The organism is Pseudomonas sp. RIT778, assembly GCF_019718735.1.
In the GTDB taxonomy this organism is placed as follows: domain Bacteria; phylum Pseudomonadota; class Gammaproteobacteria; order Pseudomonadales; family Pseudomonadaceae; genus Aquipseudomonas; species Aquipseudomonas aphyarum.
Map to the genome: position 1 here is coordinate 1 of NZ_JAIHBA010000013.1, position 19,579 is coordinate 19,579.

General features: G+C 60.6%; 23 protein-coding genes and 1 pseudogene. 11 read left to right on the plus strand and 13 right to left on the minus strand.

Features of this window, described 5'->3' with window-relative positions; translation table 11 throughout:
* Positions 1 to 288 precede the first annotated feature (288 nt).
* The 3 genes from infA to aat all read right to left on the minus strand — a co-directional run bounded on the left by infA (position 289) and on the right by aat (position 2,066).
* Entirely contained in the window at positions 289 to 507 is a 219-nt protein-coding gene (gene infA, locus K5E37_RS09810) for a translation initiation factor IF-1 (RefSeq protein WP_002553999.1), read from the minus strand.
* A 112-nt stretch (positions 508 to 619) separates the two neighbouring features.
* Positions 620 to 1,327, minus strand: coding sequence for an arginyltransferase (locus tag K5E37_RS09815; RefSeq protein ID WP_221533695.1), 708 nt, complete (start codon positions 1,325 to 1,327; stop codon positions 620 to 622).
* 58 nt (positions 1,328 to 1,385) lie between these two features.
* Positions 1,386 to 2,066, minus strand: a complete 681-nt coding sequence (gene aat / locus K5E37_RS09820; protein ID WP_045121861.1) for a leucyl/phenylalanyl-tRNA--protein transferase — start codon at positions 2,064 to 2,066, stop codon at positions 1,386 to 1,388.
* 522 nt (positions 2,067 to 2,588) lie between these two features.
* Between aat and K5E37_RS09825 the strand changes: the two genes are divergently transcribed.
* The 6 genes from K5E37_RS09825 (at position 2,589) to cysG (ending at position 10,108) form a co-directional block, all read left to right on the plus strand.
* Positions 2,589 to 4,997, plus strand: a complete 2,409-nt coding sequence (locus K5E37_RS09825; RefSeq protein ID WP_045121862.1) for a DNA translocase FtsK — start codon at positions 2,589 to 2,591, stop codon at positions 4,995 to 4,997.
* Positions 4,998 to 5,075: 78 nt separating this feature from the next.
* Complete coding sequence (gene lolA / locus K5E37_RS09830; protein WP_007958184.1) at positions 5,076 to 5,696, plus strand: outer membrane lipoprotein chaperone LolA; 621 nt, start codon at positions 5,076 to 5,078, stop codon at positions 5,694 to 5,696.
* Positions 5,697 to 5,720: 24 nt separating this feature from the next.
* Positions 5,721 to 7,043 carry a replication-associated recombination protein A gene (locus tag K5E37_RS09835; protein WP_064597723.1) on the plus strand — a complete coding sequence of 441 codons (1,323 nt, stop codon included), beginning with the start codon at positions 5,721 to 5,723 and terminating at the stop codon, positions 7,041 to 7,043.
* Positions 7,043 to 7,417, plus strand: coding sequence for a fluoride efflux transporter CrcB (gene crcB / locus K5E37_RS09840; RefSeq protein WP_007958188.1), 375 nt, complete (start codon positions 7,043 to 7,045; stop codon positions 7,415 to 7,417). The genes K5E37_RS09835 and crcB overlap by 1 nt, the downstream gene beginning before the upstream one ends.
* A 15-nt stretch (positions 7,418 to 7,432) precedes the next feature.
* Positions 7,433 to 8,713: a serine--tRNA ligase gene (gene serS, locus K5E37_RS09845; protein ID WP_007958190.1), complete on the plus strand. Its 1,281-nt coding sequence runs from the start codon at positions 7,433 to 7,435 to the stop codon at positions 8,711 to 8,713.
* Positions 8,714 to 10,108 carry a siroheme synthase CysG gene (cysG, locus tag K5E37_RS09850; RefSeq protein ID WP_221533696.1) on the plus strand — a complete coding sequence of 465 codons (1,395 nt, stop codon included), beginning with the start codon at positions 8,714 to 8,716 and terminating at the stop codon, positions 10,106 to 10,108. It begins immediately after the preceding gene.
* A gap of 45 nt (positions 10,109 to 10,153) precedes the next feature.
* Here cysG and K5E37_RS09855 read toward each other — a convergent pair whose 3' ends face one another.
* From K5E37_RS09855 to K5E37_RS09890, 8 genes are all read right to left on the minus strand, one after another.
* Positions 10,154 to 11,155, minus strand: coding sequence for a glutathione S-transferase family protein (locus K5E37_RS09855; RefSeq protein ID WP_221533697.1), 1,002 nt, complete (start codon positions 11,153 to 11,155; stop codon positions 10,154 to 10,156).
* A 91-nt stretch (positions 11,156 to 11,246) separates the two neighbouring features.
* Entirely contained in the window at positions 11,247 to 12,248 is a 1,002-nt protein-coding gene (locus tag K5E37_RS09860) for a glycosyl transferase family protein (RefSeq protein ID WP_085602538.1), read from the minus strand.
* On the minus strand, positions 12,245 to 12,580 hold the full coding sequence (locus K5E37_RS09865; protein ID WP_007958196.1) for a TusE/DsrC/DsvC family sulfur relay protein: 336 nt from the start codon (positions 12,578 to 12,580) through the stop codon (positions 12,245 to 12,247). Before K5E37_RS09865 ends, K5E37_RS09860 begins: the two co-directional genes overlap by 4 nt.
* Entirely contained in the window at positions 12,577 to 12,870 is a 294-nt protein-coding gene (tusB, locus tag K5E37_RS09870; RefSeq protein ID WP_007958198.1) for a sulfurtransferase complex subunit TusB, read from the minus strand. The genes K5E37_RS09865 and tusB overlap by 4 nt, the downstream gene beginning before the upstream one ends.
* Complete coding sequence (gene tusC, locus K5E37_RS09875) at positions 12,870 to 13,226, minus strand: sulfurtransferase complex subunit TusC (RefSeq protein ID WP_221533698.1); 357 nt, start codon at positions 13,224 to 13,226, stop codon at positions 12,870 to 12,872. Before tusC ends, tusB begins: the two co-directional genes overlap by 1 nt.
* 1 nt (position 13,227) lies before the next feature.
* Complete coding sequence (tusD, locus tag K5E37_RS09880; RefSeq protein ID WP_045121864.1) at positions 13,228 to 13,620, minus strand: sulfurtransferase complex subunit TusD; 393 nt, start codon at positions 13,618 to 13,620, stop codon at positions 13,228 to 13,230.
* Between the two features lie 100 nt (positions 13,621 to 13,720).
* Positions 13,721 to 14,422 (minus strand): YoaK family protein, encoded by a 702-nt coding sequence (locus K5E37_RS09885; RefSeq protein ID WP_007958213.1) that lies wholly within the window; start codon positions 14,420 to 14,422, stop codon positions 13,721 to 13,723.
* A gap of 24 nt (positions 14,423 to 14,446) precedes the next feature.
* Complete coding sequence (locus K5E37_RS09890; protein ID WP_007958215.1) at positions 14,447 to 14,776, minus strand: DUF6388 family protein; 330 nt, start codon at positions 14,774 to 14,776, stop codon at positions 14,447 to 14,449.
* A 135-nt stretch (positions 14,777 to 14,911) separates the two neighbouring features.
* Between K5E37_RS09890 and K5E37_RS09895 the strand changes: the two genes are divergently transcribed.
* A complete protein-coding gene (locus K5E37_RS09895) occupies positions 14,912 to 15,262 on the plus strand; it encodes a hypothetical protein (protein WP_007958217.1) in 351 nt (116 codons plus the stop codon).
* A 62-nt stretch (positions 15,263 to 15,324) separates the two neighbouring features.
* Here the strand turns inward: K5E37_RS09895 and K5E37_RS09900 are convergent, their stop codons facing one another.
* Positions 15,325 to 15,750 carry an N-acetyltransferase gene (locus K5E37_RS09900; protein ID WP_011334932.1) on the minus strand — a complete coding sequence of 142 codons (426 nt, stop codon included), beginning with the start codon at positions 15,748 to 15,750 and terminating at the stop codon, positions 15,325 to 15,327.
* A gap of 137 nt (positions 15,751 to 15,887) precedes the next feature.
* On the opposite strand from K5E37_RS09900, the gene K5E37_RS09905 reads away from it, so the two are divergent.
* The 4 genes and pseudogenes from K5E37_RS09905 to K5E37_RS09920 all read left to right on the plus strand — a co-directional run bounded on the left by K5E37_RS09905 (position 15,888) and on the right by K5E37_RS09920 (position 18,984).
* The gene (locus K5E37_RS09905) at positions 15,888 to 16,325 is read left to right on the plus strand and encodes a hemerythrin domain-containing protein (RefSeq protein ID WP_007958228.1); all 438 of its coding nucleotides are present in this window, start codon (positions 15,888 to 15,890) and stop codon (positions 16,323 to 16,325) included.
* Between the two features lie 222 nt (positions 16,326 to 16,547).
* The gene (locus K5E37_RS09910; RefSeq protein WP_007958235.1) at positions 16,548 to 17,183 is read left to right on the plus strand and encodes a lytic polysaccharide monooxygenase auxiliary activity family 9 protein; all 636 of its coding nucleotides are present in this window, start codon (positions 16,548 to 16,550) and stop codon (positions 17,181 to 17,183) included.
* 40 nt (positions 17,184 to 17,223) lie between these two features.
* Positions 17,224 to 18,249: pseudogene (locus tag K5E37_RS09915) on the plus strand (chitinase); the annotation flags it as partial.
* 144 nt (positions 18,250 to 18,393) lie between these two features.
* Positions 18,394 to 18,984, plus strand: a complete 591-nt coding sequence (locus K5E37_RS09920) for an NUDIX domain-containing protein (protein WP_064380653.1) — start codon at positions 18,394 to 18,396, stop codon at positions 18,982 to 18,984.
* Here K5E37_RS09920 and K5E37_RS09925 read toward each other — a convergent pair.
* Positions 18,981 to 19,496 carry a methylated-DNA--[protein]-cysteine S-methyltransferase gene (locus K5E37_RS09925; RefSeq protein ID WP_221533700.1) on the minus strand — a complete coding sequence of 172 codons (516 nt, stop codon included), beginning with the start codon at positions 19,494 to 19,496 and terminating at the stop codon, positions 18,981 to 18,983. The two genes, K5E37_RS09920 and K5E37_RS09925, sit on opposite strands and share 4 nt — an antisense overlap.
* Between the last annotated feature and the right edge of the window lie 83 nt (positions 19,497 to 19,579).

Below are 19,579 nucleotides of genomic sequence, written 5' to 3' on the forward strand. Positions count from 1 at the left end.
GCAGCGCCGTGCGGCGCAGCCGCATACATCGAGAGGAGGTGCAGCGAAGCAAACCGTAGGCGATGCCCCCTGATGGACACCGTAGCGAGGGAACACTGAGCCTAAGCGAAGTGCCGTACGCCGGGGCTCAGCCTTTTTGGTTACTTTTTCGGTGTTTGGAAAAAGTGACCCGCCGTAAGGGCGGAACCCTAAGAAGCCGTTACCGCAGCAACGGATATTCACCCAAAACCAAAAAACACACAGATACAAAAACGCCCGGCAAATGCCGGGCGTCTTGTATTGACTTGATTAGCGAGCGCGGTAAGTAATACGCCCTTTGCTCAAGTCATAGGGCGTCAGCTCGACGCGCACTTTGTCACCGGTAAGAATACGAATGTAGTTCTTGCGCATCTTGCCGGAAATATGCGCGGTTACGACGTGCCCATTTTCCAACTCCACACGAAACATGGTGTTGGGCAGGGTGTCGACGACAGTGCCTTCCATTTCGAAGCTGTCTTCTTTCGACATGCAGTAAAGCCCTCGGTATCCAATGAATGGCCCGGTGCAACTGCGCCAGGCAAAAGCGGCGTGCATTGTGCCCGAAAAATGGGGTTTACGCCAAGGGGTTTAGGGTTTGCGTTTAGTTCAGGATGACCCAGCGCTGATTGATCAGCAGTTCGATAGGCCGATATTGGGTCTTGTAGCTCATCTTTTTGCAGTTTTTGATCCAGTAACCCAGGTACACCGCCTCAAGCCCCAGGCGCTGGGCTTCGGCGATTTGCCAGAGGATCGCGTAGCGCCCAAGGCTGCGGCGTTCTTCCTGCGGTTCGTAAAAGGTGTAGACCGCCGACAGGCCGTTGGGCAGCAGATCGGTCACGGCAACTGCGAGCAACCGTCCGTCGAGCCGGAACTCGTAGAAGCGTGAGAAGGGCAGGTCGCGTACCAGAAAAGTCGAGAATTGATCGCGGCTCGGCGGGTACATGTCGCCGTCGGCATGGCGCTGTTCGATGTAGCGCTGATAGAGGTCGAAGTACTCTTCGCTGAACGCCGGCTTGACCGGGCGCACCTGCAAATCGATGTTGCGCTTGAAAATGCGTTTCTGCTGCCGGTTGGGGTTGAACTGCGCCACAGGAATGCGCGCAGGCACGCAGGCATTGCAGTTCTGGCAATGCGGGCGGTACAGGTGATCGCCGCTGCGACGAAAGCCCATTTCTGACAGGTCTGCGTAGACATGCACATCCATGGGCTGGCTCGGATCGAGAAACAGGGTCGTCGCCTGTTCCTCGGGCAGATAACTGCAAGAGTGAGGCTGAGTGGCATAAAACTTCAACCGCGCCAACTCGGTCATGATCAACCCTCAAGGGTAAGCTGGTGAATTAAGTGTAAGCCACGCGCGCAAAAGTCGCTCAGCAAACCCAGGTCGCGTGATTGGGTTGATCGAGGTGTCGGGCCAGATATTCAGCGAATGCAGAGCGGGAAATCGCCCGGGCGCCAAGGCTGTGAAGGTGGTCGGTCGGCATCTGGCAGTCGATCAGCACGAAACCCGCTTCTTTCAGATGTTGCACCAGCGTCGCAAAGCCGTACTTGGAAGCATTGTCCGCGCGGCTGAACATCGACTCGCCGAAGAACAGTTGCCCCATCGCCAGGCCGTACAGGCCGCCGACCAGTTCGCCCTCATCCCAGACTTCCACCGAGTGGGCAAAACCGCGTCGATGCAGTTCGATATAGGCGTCCTGCATCGCTTCGGTGATCCAGGTGCCGTCGGCGTATTCCCGGGGAGCGGCGCAGGCGTGGATCACGGCGTCGAAATCCTGATCGAAGGTCACTTTATAACGCTGTTTGCGCATCAATTTGCCGAGGCTGCGCGAGACGTGCAGTTCGTCGGGAAAAAGCACGGTGCGCGGATCCGGCGACCACCAGAGAATCGGCTGGCCTTCGGAAAACCATGGAAAGCAGCCATGGCGATAGGCCTGGATCAAGCGATCGGCAGACAGGTCACCGCCGGCCGCCAGCAATCCGTTGGGATCGCGCATGGCCTTTTCCAGTGGCGGGAAAGTCAGTGAGTTGCGTTGTAACCAAGTCAGCATGGCGTCCAGGCTTGCAGAAGGGGAGGGCGGTGGGCGCTGGGCCCGCGGTAAAGTGTGCCGGGAAATGACGCGAATGTCCTCCGTTGCAGTGCGGCTTTTGCGTAGCTGCAACTTGAGCATCCGGATGCGGTCGTAATCGGGCGTTGCACCGGTGCGGGCAAGGTTGTCGATGCCAATGTGTGGCACTCAGGGGAGATGAGGCGCAAATGCTTCGCTACGTTCATCAAATACACCTCATAAGCCTTTGTCACAAAAGGTAATGCATGCTCAAATTGAACGCCGGGTGTTGTGCGTTTGGCTATGCTTGAACCTGGGGCCTGGAAGCATGGCATCGAACGCGCAAACCCGTACAATGCCGGGCTGTTACAGAATATTCGCCGCGTGCCGTGTTTATAAAAGGCGGGGCGCAGTGTTAAAAGTAGTCTCCGTTGCGCCCGTCAATTTTTTTACCTGCCTGGATTGGGCAGTTTTTTATCGTCATTCAATAGATGGACGCGCCTCTGGCGCAGGAAAAGAAGCGTTTTGAAGAAATCCACGGAAGCACCAAAAACAGTCGTTCCGCTCTGGCGTCAACAGTTGCACTACCGGCTCAAGGAAGGTGCATTGATCGCCATCGGCGCCTTGTGCCTGTTCCTGATGATGGCGTTGCTGACCTACGGCAAGGACGATCCGGGCTGGAGCCACAACAGCAAGATCGACGACGTGCAGAACTTCGGCGGCCCGGCCGGTTCCTACAGCGCCGACATCCTGTTCATGGTGCTGGGTTACTTCGCCTACATCTTCCCGTTGTTGCTGGCGATCAAGGCGTATCAGATCTTCCGTCAGCGTCACGAACCGTGGCAGTGGAGCGGCTGGCTGTTTTCCTGGCGCCTGATCGGTCTGGTGTTCCTGGTGTTGTCCGGCGCCGCGCTGGCGCACATCCATTTCCATGCAGCCACTGGTTTGCCTGCTGGCGCCGGTGGTGCGCTGGGCGAAAGCCTCGGTGATCTGGCCCGCAATGCTCTGAACATTCAGGGCAGCACGTTGCTGTTCATCGCACTGTTCCTGTTCGGCCTGACGGTGTTCACCGACCTGTCGTGGTTCAAGGTGATGGACATCACCGGCAAGATCACCCTCGACCTGTTCGAACTGTTCCAGGGCGCGGTCAACCGTTGGTGGTCGGCGCGTACCGAGCGCAAGCAACTGGTCGCGCAACTGCGTGAAGTCGACGATCGCGTGCATGACGTGGTTGCACCGACGGTGACCGACAAGCGTGAGCAGGCCAAGGTCAAGGAACGTCTGATCGAGCGCGAACAGGCTCTGAGCAAGCACATGTCCGAGCGCGAGAAACAGGTTCCGCCGGTCATCGCGCCGGCCCCGGTCAAGGCGCCGGAGCCAAGCAAGCGCGTGCAGAAAGAGAAGCAGGTGCCGTTGTTCGTCGACAGCGCCGTGGAAGGCACCTTGCCGCCGATCTCGATCCTCGATCCTGCAGAAAAGAAACAACTCAATTATTCGCCCGAATCCCTGGCGGCGGTCGGCCACTTGCTGGAGATCAAGCTCAAGGAATTCGGCGTCGAAGTCACCGTGGATTCGATCCATCCCGGCCCGGTCATTACCCGTTACGAAATCCAGCCTGCTGCGGGCGTGAAGGTCAGCCGTATCGCCAACCTGGCGAAAGACCTTGCACGTTCGCTGGCCGTGACCAGTGTGCGGGTGGTGGAAGTGATTCCGGGCAAGACCACGGTCGGTATCGAGATTCCCAACGAAGACCGGCAGATCGTGCGCTTCTCCGAAGTGCTGTCGACGCCTGAGTACGACAACTTCAAATCGCCGGTCACCCTGGCCCTGGGCCACGACATCGGCGGCAAGCCGGTCATCACCGACCTTGCGAAGATGCCGCACCTGCTGGTGGCCGGTACCACCGGTTCCGGTAAGTCGGTGGGCGTGAACGCGATGATCCTGTCGATCCTGTTCAAGTCTGGACCGGACGACGCCAAGCTGATCATGATCGACCCGAAAATGCTCGAACTGTCGATCTACGAAGGCATTCCGCATCTGCTGTGCCCGGTCGTGACCGACATGAAGGACGCCGCCAACGCCCTGCGCTGGAGCGTTGCCGAGATGGAGCGTCGCTACAAGCTGATGGCGAAGATGGGCGTGCGAAACCTGTCCGGCTTCAACGCCAAGGTCAAGGAAGCCCAGGACGCCGGCGAGCCGCTGAGCGATCCGCTGTACAAACGCGAAAGCATCCACGACGAAGCACCGCTGCTGCAGAAACTGCCGACCATCGTCGTGGTCGTGGACGAATTCGCCGACATGATGATGATCGTCGGCAAGAAGGTAGAAGAACTGATCGCCCGTATCGCGCAGAAGGCGCGTGCGGCCGGTATCCACCTGATCCTCGCGACCCAGCGGCCGTCGGTGGACGTGATCACCGGTCTGATCAAGGCCAACATCCCGACGCGGATGGCGTTCCAGGTATCGAGCAAAATCGACTCCCGGACCATCATCGACCAGGGCGGCGCCGAACAACTGCTTGGTCACGGTGACATGCTCTACATGCCGCCGGGCACCAGCCTGCCGATCCGTGTTCACGGCGCCTTCGTGTCCGACGATGAAGTTCACCGGGTGGTGGAAGCCTGGAAACTGCGCGGCGCACCGGAATACAACGACGACATCCTCAATGGTGTCGAAGAGGCGGGCAGTGGTTTCGAAGGCAGCAGCGGCGGTGGTGACGGCGACGATCCGGAAGCCGACGCGCTGTACGACGAAGCCGTGCAGTTCGTGCTGGAAAGCCGTCGCGCCTCCATCTCCGCTGTACAGCGCAAGCTGAAGATCGGCTACAACCGTGCCGCGCGCATGATCGAAGCCATGGAAATGGCCGGGGTCGTGACGTCGATGAACACCAACGGTTCCCGCGAAGTCCTGGCCCCTGGCCCGGTACGCGACTGATTCGATACCCTGATCCAAATGCAATGGACGGTGCATGAAGCGCCGTCCACTTTCCCACGAGTATTCAAGAGGACTCCCATGCGTCTTATCCGCATGTTGCTGCCGGTACTGGCTCTGACCACCCTCACGGCTCACGCCGATGACAAGGATGTGGCTCGCCTGACCCAATTGCTCGAAACATCCAAGACCCTGACCGCCAATTTTTCCCAGCTGACCCTCGACGGCAGCGGCACCCAGTTGCAGGAAACCACCGGCGACATGACCCTGCAGCGTCCAGGCCTGTTCTACTGGCACACCAATGCGCCCGCCGAGCAGACCATGGTGTCCGACGGCAAGAAAGTCACCCTGTGGGACCCGGATCTGGAACAGGCCACTATCAAGAAGCTCGATGAGCGCCTGACCCAGACTCCAGCCCTGTTGCTGTCCGGCGACGTATCGAAGATCAGCCAGAGCTTCGACATCAGCGCGAAAGAGGCGGGCGGCGTGATCGACTTCACTCTGAAGCCGAAAACCAAGGACACCTTGTTCGACAGCCTGCGCCTGTCGTTCCGCAATGGTCTGGTCAATGACATGCAGCTGATCGACAGCGTCGGCCAGCGCACCAATATCCTGTTCACCGGTGTGAAGGCCAACGAAGCGGTCCCTGCATCGAAGTTCAAGTTCGACATCCCGAAGGGTGCCGATGTGATCCAGGAATAAACACAGAGGTTTCAACGGTACGTGATGGATCTGTTTCGCAGTGCACCGATTGCCCAGCCATTGGCCGCCCGTTTGCGGGCGACCAATCTGGATGAGTACGTCGGTCAGGAACACGTGCTCGCTCGCGGCAAGCCTTTGCGCGAAGCGCTGGAACAGGGTGCCCTGCATTCGATGATCTTCTGGGGCCCGCCGGGCGTGGGCAAGACCACGCTGGCGCGGTTGTTGGCGGAAGTCTCGGATGCGCATTTCGAAACGGTCTCGGCGGTGTTGGCCGGGGTCAAGGAGATCCGTCAGGCGGTGGAAATCGCCAAGCAGCAGGCCGGCCAGTACGGCAAGCGCACTATCCTGTTTGTCGATGAAGTGCACCGCTTCAACAAGTCTCAACAGGACGCCTTCCTGCCGTACGTTGAAGACGGCACGCTGATCTTCATTGGCGCCACCACTGAAAACCCTTCTTTCGAACTGAACAACGCATTGCTGTCGCGGGCGCGGGTCTACGTACTCAAGAGCCTCGACGAAGCGGCGTTGCGCAAACTGGTGCACCGCGCGCTCACCGAAGAGCGTGGTCTGGGCAAGCGTCATCTGACTCTCAGCGATGAAGGCTTCCAGATGTTGCTGTCCGCCGCCGACGGTGATGGCCGGCGCCTGCTGAACCTGCTGGAAAACGCCTCGGACCTGGCCGAAGACCACAGCGAGATGGGCACCGAGCTGCTGCAAAGCCTGCTCGGCGACACTCGCCGGCGTTTCGACAAGGGCGGCGAAGCGTTCTACGACCAGATTTCCGCGCTGCACAAATCGGTGCGCGGCTCCAATCCGGACGGCGCGTTGTACTGGTTTGCGCGAATGATCGACGGCGGCTGCGATCCGCTGTACCTGGCTCGGCGCGTGGTGCGCATGGCCAGTGAAGACATCGGCAACGCCGACCCGCGCGCACTGAGCCTGTGCCTGGCCGCGTGGGAAGTGCAGGAGCGTCTCGGCAGTCCGGAAGGTGAGTTGGCAGTGGCTCAGGCCATCACCTATCTGGCCTGTGCGCCGAAAAGCAACGCGGTGTACATGGGCTTCAAGACCGCGCTGCGCGCCGCCGCCGAACACGGTTCGCTGGAGGTGCCGCTGCACCTGCGCAATGCGCCGACCAAATTGATGAAGCAATTGGGCTACGGCGACGAATACCGTTATGCCCACGACGAACCGGACGCCTACGCGGCCGGCGAAGACTATTTCCCGGAAGAACTCGACCCGATTCCGTTCTACCAACCGGTGCCCCGTGGCCTGGAGTTGAAGATCGGCGAAAAGCTCAACCACCTTGCCCAACTTGATCGTTTAAGCCCCCGGCAGCGGAGAAAATAGTGGTTCCATTGATCGTTGCAGTCTCCGTCGGCGGGATTGCCGGCACCTTGTTGCGCTTCGCCACCGGCAATTGGGTCAACGCCAATTGGCCGCGGCACTTCTATACCGCGACGCTGGCCGTTAATATCGTGGGCTGTCTGCTGATTGGCGTGCTGTACGGCCTGTTTTTGATACGCCCGGAAGTACCGATCGAGGTACGTGCCGGGTTGATGGTCGGCTTCCTCGGGGGGCTGACGACTTTTTCATCCTTTTCACTGGATACGGTGCGCCTGCTGGAAAGCGGGCAAGTGCCGCTGGCCCTGGGCTATGCGGCCATCAGCGTATTCGGCGGGCTGCTCGCGACCTGGGCCGGCCTGTCCCTGACCAAACTTTGATAACGAGAAACCGACATGCTCGATTCCAAACTGTTACGTAGCAACCTTCAGGACGTAGCGGACCGCCTGGCTTCCCGTGGTTTTGCCCTGGATGTCGCGCGCATCGAAGCGCTGGAAGAACAGCGCAAGACCGTCCAGACCCGCACCGAAGCACTGCAGGCTGAGCGTAACGCGCGTTCCAAATCCATCGGTCAGGCCAAGCAGCGCGGCGAAGACATCGCGCCGCTGATGGCCGACGTCGAGCGCATGGCGGGCGAACTGAGCGCCGGTAAAGTCGAGCTGGACGCGATCCAGACCGAACTGGACTCGATCCTGCTGGGCATTCCGAACCTGCCGCACGAATCGGTACCGGTCGGCGAAGACGAAGACGGCAACGTCGAAGTCCGTCGCTGGGGCACCCCGACTGCCTTCGATTTCCCGGTTCAGGACCACGTGGCCCTGGGCGAGAAGTTCGGCTGGCTCGACTTCGAAACCGCCGCCAAGCTGTCCGGCGCGCGTTTCGCGCTGCTGCGTGGCCCGATTGCCCGTCTGCACCGCGCACTGGCGCAGTTCATGATCAACCTGCACGTCACCGAGCACGGCTACGAAGAGGCTTACACGCCTTATCTGGTTCAGGCCCCGGCGCTGCAAGGCACCGGTCAACTGCCGAAGTTCGAAGAAGACCTGTTCAAGATCGCTCGCGAAGGCGAGGCCGATCTGTACCTGATCCCGACCGCCGAAGTGTCGCTGACCAATATCGTGGCCGGTGAAATCGTCGATTCGAAACAGCTGCCGATCAAGTTCGTCGCTCACACTCCGTGCTTCCGCAGCGAAGCCGGCGCGTCGGGTCGTGACACTCGCGGCATGATCCGTCAGCACCAGTTCGACAAAGTTGAAATGGTCCAGATCGTCGAGCCGTCGAAGTCGATGGAAGCGCTGGAAGGCCTGACCGCCAACGCCGAGAAAGTCCTGCAACTGCTGGAGCTGCCTTACCGCACCCTGGCGCTGTGCACCGGCGACATGGGCTTCAGCGCGGTCAAGACGTACGACCTCGAAGTGTGGATTCCGAGCCAGGACAAGTACCGTGAAATCTCGTCTTGCTCCAACTGCGGCGACTTCCAGGCCCGCCGCATGCAGGCGCGTTTCCGCAACCCGGAAACCGGCAAGCCTGAGCTGGTGCACACCCTGAACGGTTCCGGTCTGGCGGTCGGTCGTACCCTGGTGGCCGTGCTGGAAAACTACCAGCAGGCCGACGGTTCGATCCGCGTGCCGGACGTGCTGAAACCGTACATGGGTGGCCTTGAGGTCATCGGCTAAATGAAATATCTGCCGCTGTTTCACAACCTGCGCGGCAGTCGTGTGTTGGTCGTCGGTGGGGGGGAGATTGCCTTGCGCAAGTCCCGCCTGCTGGCCGATGCCGGTGCGCTGCTGCGGGTGGTCGCACCTGAAATCGAAGCGCAACTGCGCGAACTGGTTGCCGCCAGCGATGGCGAATGCCTGCTGCGTGGCTACGCCGAAACGGATCTGGACGGTTGCGGGCTGATCATTGCCGCCACCGACGACGAAGCGTTGAACGCGCAAGTCTCCGCCGATGCCCATCGGCGCTGCGTGCCGGTCAATGTGGTCGATGCGCCGGCGCTGTGCAGCGTGATCTTCCCGGCAATTGTCGATCGTTCACCGCTGATCATCGCGGTTTCCAGTGGCGGCGATGCGCCGGTGCTGGCCCGGCTGATCCGCGCCAAGATCGAAACCTGGATTCCCTCGACCTACGGCCATCTGGCCGGGCTGGCCGCGCGGTTTCGCGATCAGGTCAAAGGCCTGTTTCCCGATGTACAGCAGCGTCGCGGTTTTTGGGAAGACGTGTTCCAGGGGCCGATTGCCGATCGCCAACTGGCTGGGCAGGGCGCCGAGGCCGAACGTTTGCTGCAAGCCAAGATTGACGGCGAAGCCATGGTCACGACCGGCGAGGTGTATCTGGTGGGCGCAGGGCCGGGCGATCCGGATCTGCTGACTTTCCGCGCCTTGCGCCTGATGCAGCAAGCCGATGTGGTGCTGTACGACCGCTTGGTGGCGCCCGCGATTCTTGAGCTGTGCCGCCGCGATGCCGAGCGTGTCTACGTCGGCAAGCGTCGCGCCGATCACGCTGTGCCGCAGGATCAGATTAACCAGCAACTGGTGGATCTGGCCAAGGCCGGCAAGCGTGTGGTGCGGTTGAAGGGCGGGGATCCGTTCATCTTCGGCCGTGGCGGCGAAGAGATCGAGGAGCTGGCGGCCCATGGCATTCCGTTCCAGGTGGTGCCGGGCATCACGGCAGCCAGCGGTTGCGCGGCGTATGCCGGGATTCCGCTGACCCATCGCGATTACGCGCAGTCGGTGCGTTTCGTCACCGGGCACCTGAAGGACGGTTCCACCGATCTGCCGTGGGCCGACCTCGTCGCGCCGGCGCAGACGTTGGTGTTCTACATGGGCCTGGTGGGGTTGCCGATCATCTGCGAGCAGTTGATCAAACATGGTCGTGCGGCCGAAACCCCGGCCGCGCTGATCCAGCAGGGCACCACGGTCAATCAGCGGGTCTTCACTGGCACGCTGGCCGACCTGCCGCGTCTGGTGGCGGAGCATGAAGTGCATGCGCCGACGCTGGTGATCGTCGGCGAAGTGGTGCAACTGCGCGAGAAACTGGCGTGGTTCGAGGGCGCTCAGGGTCAGATCTGACGACTCTGAGGGGATCGTTCCCACGCGGTGGGAACGATCCGGCTTTCAACCTCTGCGCCATACCCCTTTCCCGCCCAACCGGTTCCGGTCATGGGCCACAGTGAAATCCTGTTTCGGCCCCTTCGGCACAACGCCGGTCGGGTTGATGGTCTTGTGGCTGCCGTAGTAGTGATTCTTGATGTGCTGGAAATCCACGGTCTCGGCAACGCCCGGCCACTGGTACATCTCACGCAGCCAGTTCGACAGATTCGGATAATCGCTGATCCGCCGCAGATTGCATTTGAAGTGCCCGTGATACACCGCGTCGAAACGAATCAGCGTGGTGAACAAGCGCACGTCGGCCTCGGTCAGGTATTCACCCGTCAGATAACGGTTGGCGCCCAGCACTTGCTCCAGATGATCCAGTTCGGCAAACACGTCGTCGAACGCTTCTTCATAGGCCTTCTGCGAGGTCGCGAAACCGGCGCGGTACACACCGTTGTTCACGGCAGGGTAGATCCGCTTGTTCAGCGCATCGATCTCGCTGCGTAATGGCGCTGGATAGAAGTCCAGATCGTTGCCGGTCAAGTCATCGAAGGCGCTGTTGAACATGCGGATGATCTCCGCCGATTCGTTGCTGACGATGCGCTTGAGCTTCTTGTCCCACAGCACCGGCACGGTGACGCGGCCGGTGTAGTCGGCGGTGTCGGCGGTGTAGCGCTGGTGCATGAAATCGAAGTGGTCGAGTTTGTCGCCGGTCGAACCGAGGTTCTGGTCGAAGGTCCAGCCGTTTTCCAGCATCAGCCAGCTAACGACGGAAACATCGATCAGGCTTTCCAGGCCTTTGAGCTTGCGCAGGATCAGCGTGCGATGCGCCCATGGACAGGCGAGGGAGACGTAAAGGTGATAACGCCCGGCTTCGGCGGCAAAACCGCCTTCACCACTCGGGCCCGGCTCGCCGTTGCGAGTGACCCAGTTGCGGCGCTGCGCCTGTTCGCGCTGGAACGCACCGTCCTTGCTGCTTTCGTACCACTTGTCCTGCCAGCGGCCGTCGACGAGTAAACCCATGATCAAGACTCCAGAAACCAATATTCGTTGGAGCCGAGTCTATTCCGATGAGTTCGAACAAAAAGCGCAAAGATCGGGCGTTAATGATCGGTTAAATCGATTTGTCCCGCGCAGCCCAGTATTGCTCGGCGGTTTCGAAAGCCTGTTCACGGCTCTGACCTAGGCCGCGCAGTGCCAGCGCCATGGTCGAAATCAGCGCCATTTGCGGATAGCTGTCGACCACATCGCCACGCCAGACGGCCTTCAAATGCTCGATATCCAGCGAAGAAGGTTTGACGTGACGCTGCGCCGACAGCTGCGGCCACTCCTCGTCCCAGCTCTCGCCGCCGGTGGTGCCGTACAGGTGGCTGTCGGCATCCGGGTTGATCTCGATTTCGCCGCCGTCGCCCTTGATCACGATGGCCGTGTCGCCAAGCAGGCCGCTGGCATCGCGGTGCACCGCTTGATAGCCAGGGTGAAAAATACTCTGCAAACCGCAACGCGCGCCCAGCGGATTGAGGATCCGCGCTAGCGAGTGGATCGGCGAGCGCAGACCGAGGGTGTTGCGCAGGTCGATCATCCGTTGCAGCTGCGGCGCCCAGTCCAACAGTGGCATGAACGCCAGACCGCCGTTGTCCAGCGCCGCGCCGACCTGTTGCCAGTTGCGGCACAGTGGGATGTTCAGTTCACCGAGCAGTTGTTCGGAGTACAAGCGCCCGGCGGTGTGCGCGCCGCCGCCGTGCATGAAGATGCGCACGCCGTTCTGCGCCAGGCACTTGGCCGCCAGCAGATACCACGGCAGGTGACGCTTCTTGCCGGCATAGGTCGGCCAATCCAGATCGACCTTCAACTCTGGCGCCTGCAAGCGTTCGCGCAGGGCTTCGGTGAAGCCGGCCATTTCCTCGGCGCTTTCTTCCTTGTGCCGCAGCAGCATCAGGAAAGCGCCAAGCTGGGTTTCTTCGACCGCTTCGTCGAGCACCATGCCCATGGCTTGCCGGGCTTCCTCGCGGGTCAGGTCGCGGGCGCCGCGCTTGCCCTTGCCGAGGATGCGCACGAACTGGGCGAACGGGTGCTCGGCGGGCGTTTCGAGGGTCAGCGCTGGATAGTCGGTCATAGGCAATTCGTCGGTTTGGGCAGGCCCGCCAGTTTCGCGGCGAGTTTGGCAGGGGTGCCTTTGAACAGTCGGTTCAGGTGCAGGCTGTTGCCTTTCTCCGCGCCGAGTTTGAGCGCGGTGTACTTGATCAGCGGCCGGGTGGCCGGGGACAACTGGAATTCGGCATAGAAGCTGCGCAGCAGTTCGAGGACTTCCCAATGTTCCGGGCTCAGCTCGATGTCTTCGGCAGCGGCGAGGGCGCTGGCGACTTCGGCCGACCAGTCGTTGAGGTCGACCAGGAAGCCGTCCTTGTCCAGTTCGATGGCGCGGGCGCCGACGGTCAACGCATTCATAGCCAGCTGTTGACCTTGTCGTGGTGAATCGACAGCTCGACGAAGGCCGGGTAATCGATGGCTTCGGCCCAGTCCGGAATCTGCACGGCACGGGCTTGCGCGTCTTCGGCCAGCACGAACAATTTCACCTTACGCGATTCCAGCGCACTGAACGGCGCAGTGCCGGGTTGCAGCGCATAAGCGGCATCGCCAGACAGCAACAGCGCATCGGCAGCGCCCAGCAGGCGCAGGCAACTGGTCAGGCGTTCGTCGCCGAACGGGGAGTGGGACAAAACATGCAAAGTCGACATCAGAGGGTGATCACCTGGTCGTAACGGTCAATAAGGGCGGTGATTTGTTCGGCGGCCAAAGGCTGCGCCTCGTCCAGCGAACGATCGCCGAGGCCGCGAGCACTGGCGCTTTCGGCGCAGTAGAACAGCTCTTCGACACCGAACATCGGCAACGCTTGCAGGTTGGCGCTCAGGTCTTTCTGTTGCAGGGCCTTGGCGTTTTGCCCGGCGGCCAATTGCAGCACTCCGTCGTCGAGAAACAGCAGACTGATCGGCAGATCGAACGCGCCACCGGCCAGCACGATGTCCAGCGCTTCGCGGGCGCCGGGGCCGGACCACGGCGATTGGCGGCTGATAATCAGAAGGGACTTGGCCATGTCATGCGCCTCCGAAACAGATGAGGCGGTCGGCATCCTGCACCGCATCATGCAACTGGCCGAGGCCGGACAATTCCCACGGTGCGCTGACGGCCACGGCGTCACGTTGATAACGCCCGGCTTCCTCGGTATTCAACACGCCACGGCGCAGGGCTGCGGCGATGCACACCACGCCGTCGAGGTTTTGTTCGGTGATAAAGGTTCGCCACTGTTTGGGCAGGTCCAGTTCGTCCTGCGGCGTGACCACGGCGTCGGACGCGTTGTGGACTCCGTCCTGATAGAAAAACAGCCGGACAATCTCATGCCCGCCGGCCAGCGCGGCCTGAGCGAACAGCAGGGCGCGGCGCGAGGAGGGCGCATGGGCGGCGGAAAACAGCGCAATGGCGAACTTCATGACGGACTCGATCAGCAAAACTGCGGCCATGATAAAGCTTTCTCGGTGGGGCGGCGAAGCGGATGTTTCCCGCGCCCGTTTCGATGCAAGCAGGTGTCCGTCAACGCGGCATGTAGCCCAACTGCCAACGCCGCGGAATCTTCAGGGTCAGCAGCCCCAGTACGGCGGCAAACAGTCCGCTGACCAACATCGCCTTGAGCCCCAGATGATGTTCCAGCACTGCCCCCAGAATGGCGCCGACCAGCATCCCGCTCCACGGCACCAGTTGCACCCGCCAGCCGCTTCGCCGTTCGCCGAGCACCCACCGGCCCAATCCACGGCCGAATCGGGACAGGGCGCCGGTGACGTACGTCAGCCCGACCGGCAGACCGTTCACTTCTTCCACCGCCGCGTTGAGCATGCCCATCGCAATGATCGCCGCCAGCAGGGCCGGCAGTTGCGTGTCAAAGGGCCAGGCCGCCAAACAGAGCAGGGCGGCGATGGATAGCAGCAACGGCAGCGCCCGCCGACCACCCAGTCGGCTGACCACAACCCCGAGGGCATTACCGACAATGAACGTGGCGACCAGCAGGATCAGCCTTAACGTCAGTGCGCTGTCGCCATCACTGATCGCCACCGCCAGCCGCGTGGTGTTGCCGCTCATGAAGGAAACGAAATCGCCGCTGGCCATGAAGCCGATGGCGTCGGTCATGCCGGCCAGTACCGACAGGCTGGCAACCAGCGCCAGGCCTACACGGCCGCGCCATTTCTGTATGTGAAGATGTCCGGGGCTGGCGCGGTGGGTCGAGGTGGAAGGCAGCATCGAGGCAGCGTCCTTGAGCGGGGTTTACGGTTCTATGCCATACAGATCGCAGTACTCCAGCCAGTCCATCCCGGCCATTTCCGCCACTTCACGATGCACTTCCAGGCGTTGCGCCTGATACTCCTCGGGCGTCGCAGCGGTGAGCTGCAACGTCAGCTCCCAGGCAAACAAACCCTGGCTTTCGGCCTCGGCTTCGAAGGCTTCGTGCAGGCGTTCTTCGCGGTACTGCGCCTGGGTTTCGCCCTTGGCCTGGGCCAGCAGCGGGTTGAGGTGGTCAAGGGCTTCGCGCAGTTCCGGACGCGCATCGAGAAACAGTTTCAGGGCCTGTTCGTGTCGCTGGTCAGTAGGCGCCATGGGCTTTCCTTGTAAGGCTGATGACCGTTAATGTGCCGCAGCGGCCGGTATGTGTCGCGTTCTAAATGCAGTAAAGCAGAACGATTTTTGGCGTTGCGGTGATACAGTCCGCTTTTTTCCGAATGAGCGAATGCAATGCGAATGCTGATGGTGGCACTGGCGGCAACCCTGCTGGCCGGTTGCGCGGGTTCGGCGATGGAAGACGCCCGCACGCAAACCCCTTACAAGACCCTGAATTCGGATAAACCCGAAAAAGTCGTGGCCCAGTGCGTGCAATTCGCCTGGCAGGACGAAGCGGTGTTCGGCGTGGACGCAGCGGCTTATCTGCAACCGGGCAAGAAGGGCGGTTCGACGGTCTACACGCGTTCGGCGGAGTCGTTCGTCGACTTGACCACGGATGCGTCCGGCACCGTGCTGAATTACTACGCGCAGAAGGATGATTTTGTGGCCAAGCGCCGCTTGGCGGCGCTGGCGACCTGTCTGTAACGGGCAGCTGAATGCGTTGAAATTTGCGACCCTCGCCAGCCTGCGGGCGGGGGGCGCTGAACTCAATCAATCAAACGCTTCTGGAAAAAATGCCGCTTGTGCCCCAGCGGATAATCCACAATCTCGCCACACTCGGTATACCCCAGTTTTTTGTAGAACCCGGGCGCCTGAAAATCAAAGGTATCGAGCCAGATCCCCACGCAGTCTTTTTCCCGGGCGAATTCCTCGACCATGTTCATCAGCTTCGAGCCGATTCCCTGTCCCCGGCCTTCTTCCGGCACCGCCAGCAACTCGATAAACAGCCACCGATAGAACGTGTGCCCATAGAGGCCACCGAGGATCGCGTCGTTATCGTCGCGCACCAGCAACGCGACCGGTTCGTACAGCGAAGGCCCGGCTTTGGCGATGTTATGGGCACGCAGGGGCGCCAGGATGGCTGCGCGCTGTTCTTCGGTGGGGTCCTGTGACAGCTCGATCCGCAACGTCATGTTGTCTTCCTTGTAGTAATGAATCGGCAGCCTATCGCGCCGCAGCCGATTGAAGCAATCGCTTGGAACCGTCGCTGCTGCGCCGGGGTCTAGCCCTTTAGGGCGTCCATCCGGAACGCGTTTGCCTGGGAGATTCCATGAACATTTTCGAAGCCCTGCGTGAAAGCCACGATCGTCAGCGGACCTACGCGAAATCGTTGATCAAGACCAGCGGTGACACCCCGGAAAGGGTGGAGGCCTACAAGCAACTGAAGGCTGAGCTTCAGGCTCACGAAACGGCCGAAGAGCGCCATTTCTATATCCCGCTGATGGAGTTCGACAACGGTGTCGACCTCAGCCGCCATGCCATCGCCGAGCACCATGAAATGGACGAAATGATGGAAGAGCTCGACGAGACCGAGATGTCCAGCCCGGCCTGGCTGGCCACGGCGAAAAAGCTCTCGGAGAAGGTCCATCACCACCTGCAGGAAGAAGAGCAGAAGTTCTTCCAGATGGCCGGCAAGCTGCTCGACGACAAACAAAAGGAACAGCTCGCCGGGCAGTATCAAAAGGAGTTCGAGGCGCAGCTTCCCTGAACCGGTGAATGCAGGTTTTTGTAATGACGCGGTGTAGTCTTTTTGCCATGCGTCAGGTGAGCGTCGTCGCAAAGCACTGTGTTTATATACAGTATTTTCGGCGTTTTCGAGTTTCGCCGAGGCCGACTGCGACAAAACCACCGATGGACAAAAAATCCCCCTCCGTTAGCTTGAAGGCCTCTCCTCGGACAGGAGAGTTCTTAAATCAACGGAGTGAAAAACATGAACCAACCACAAGCTCAAACCCAACTGCGACACGGTCGCGTCATTTCCCCTGCAAGCCGCGGCGCGGTGGCCATCGAGCAAGGATTGCTCGGCGGCTGGCAGGTCAATGAAATGGAAGGCGGCAAGAACTTCCCGGCACTCGCGGCCGGCCCGTTCCCGGCGCCATTCGAAAGCGACAACCCGAGCGTCGTACCGCCGGCTGACGGCTATATTCTCAGTGGCGGCAAGAACGACGCACGTGATTGTGTGAACTTCACCGCAGAAGAAATGAGCAAGAAACTCGGGCGTCCGTTCTCCTGGCCGCTGCTCAATGTCACCCCCGGTCAGACCCTTGAGGTCAAATGGGAGTACACCGCGCCGCACACCACCCGCGGTTATCGCTGGCTGATCACCAAGGATGGCTGGGACCCGAAACAACGCATCACCCGAGCGCAACTGGAAGCGCAACCGTTCGCCGAGGATTTCTATCCGCAAGTGCCGTACTACAGTCATTCGGCGGAATTGAAAGCCAAGGTCAATCACGCCGTGAAACTTCCGGGCAACAAGCAGGGTCATCACGTCATCGTCCTGATGTGGATCGTCGCCAACACCGGCAACGCCTTCTATCAGGCCTTCGATGTGGACTTCAAATAAGCCCGCAACGTCAATCCCACACGTTCTGAAGGATTAGAACATGTCAAACATCGACTTCACCCTATTGAAAAACCAGGCCAGCGACGCGGCGTCGCTGATGCCGACTCTTGCCGGCAAGAAGATCCTCATGGGCTTCTGGCACAACTGGCCGGCCGGCCCGAGCGATGGTTACCAGCGCGGCCAGTTCGCCAACATCGCGCTGGAAAACGTGCCGAAGGAATACAACGTGGTCGCGGTGGCCTTCATGAAGGGCAGCGGGATTCCGACCTTCAAGCCGTTCAACGTTTCCGATGCCGAGTTCCGTCGTCAGGTCGGCGTGCTCAACAGTCAGGGGCGGGCGGTGCTGATTTCCCTGGGCGGTGCCGATGCGCACATCGACTTGCGCGCCGGTCAGGAGCAACCGCTGGCCAATGAAATCATCCGTCTGGTGGAAACCTACGGCTTCGACGGCCTGGACATCGATCTTGAACAGAGCGCGATTGATTTCGCTGCCAACAAGACCGTCCTGCCGGCCGCGCTGAAACTGGTCAAGGATCACTACGCCGGCCAGGGCAAGCATTTCATCATCAGCATGGCGCCGGAGTTTCCGTACCTGACCACCTCCGGCAAATACGTTGGTTACCTGCAAGCGCTGGAAGGCTATTACGACTTCATCGCTCCGCAGTTCTACAACCAGGGCGGCGACGGGGTCTGGGTGCCGGAAGCCAATAACGGCAACGGAGCGTGGATTGCCCAGAACAACGACGCGATGAAAGAGGACTTCCTCTATTACCTGACCGAGAGCCTGGTGACCGGTACTCGCGGTTTCACCAAGATCCCGGCGGACAAGTTCGTCATCGGCCTGCCGGCCAACGTCGATGCCGCCGCCACCGGTTACGTGATCGACAAGACCGTGGTCGGCAACGCGATGAAACGCCTGGCGGTAAAAGGACATCCGATCAAGGGCCTGATGACCTGGTCGGTGAACTGGGACAACGGCACCAGCAAGGATCGCGTGCCGTACAACTGGGAATTCAGTCGACGTTATGGACCGCTGATTCACGGGGCGCCGTCTGCGGCGCAGGGCGCTGATGCAGCAACGGTGAACGTGGCACATCAGTAGTCAATGAACGAAAAGCCCGGTAGCGCTGCCGGGCTTTTTTTTCGTCGGCGGTTCGCATCAATTCACCTACCATGGCCATCTTCCGATGACAAAAAAGGATCAGGCGTCATGTCCAACACAGCCGAGCGGGTCAACATCGTCGATACCCAGGTGTTGTCCCACGACTGGTATCTGCTGAAGAAAATCACCTTCGACTATCACCGCAACAACGGTGACTGGCAGCGTCAGACGCGCGAGGTCTACGACCGTGGCAATGGCGCGGCGATTCTGCTGTTCAACCGCGAGCAACGGACCGTGGTGCTGACCCGGCAGTTCCGCCTGCCGGTGTTCGTCAACGGTCATGACGGTTTGCTGATTGAAGTGGCGGCCGGACTGCTTGAAGGCGCGGCGCCAGAGCAGCGCATCCGCGACGAGGCCGAGGAAGAAACCGGTTACCGCGTGCATGACGTGAAGAAGGTCTTCGAGGCCTACATGAGCCCCGGCTCGGTGACCGAGAAACTGCACTTTTTCATCGCCGAGTACGATGCCTCGTCAAAGGTCAGTGAAGGGGGCGGTCTGGAAGAGGAAACCGAAGAGCTGGAAGTGCTGGAGTGGCGTTTCGACGACGCGCTGGCGGCGTTCCAGCGCGGCGAGATTTGCGATGCCAAGACCATCATGCTGCTGCAATACGCGGCGATGAATAACCTGTTCGGCGGTTAAAACAGATCGCCGGTTTTACCGATGTCCGACCACTGGCCACCCTCCAGGCTCAGCAAGCGCTCTTTGGCTTCAAGGCCTCCGGCAAACCCGGTCAGTTTTCCTGAGGCGCCGATGACTCGATGGCACGGCGCAATGATCGAAATCGGATTGCGCCCGTTCGCCGCGCCGACGGCACGCACCGCACTCGGGTGGCCGATCTGTTCGGCGATCTGGCTGTAGGTGCGGGTTTCGCCAAACGGAATGGTCAGCAGCGCGGCCCAGACCTTTTTCTGGAACTCGGTGCCGGCAAAGTCCAGCTCCAGATCGAACGCGTTTCGCGTTCCTGCAAAATATTCTTCCAGCTGACGCGCGGTTTTCATCAGCACCGGATTGTCCGGTGATTCGCTCATCGGCCCGAGGCGCACCCGGTTCGGTTTGTCGTTTTCCCAGAGGATGGCGGCCAGACGTGAGCCGTTCGCGACCAGCTTCAACTCGCCGACAGGCGAGGGCAGGGTGATGAACGTGTAGGCCATGGGAAAAACTCCGGTACGGGGGCGAAAACTGCGCCCAGCATACTGCCGGATCAGGGAGGCGCAAACCGTAATCGCGACCATAC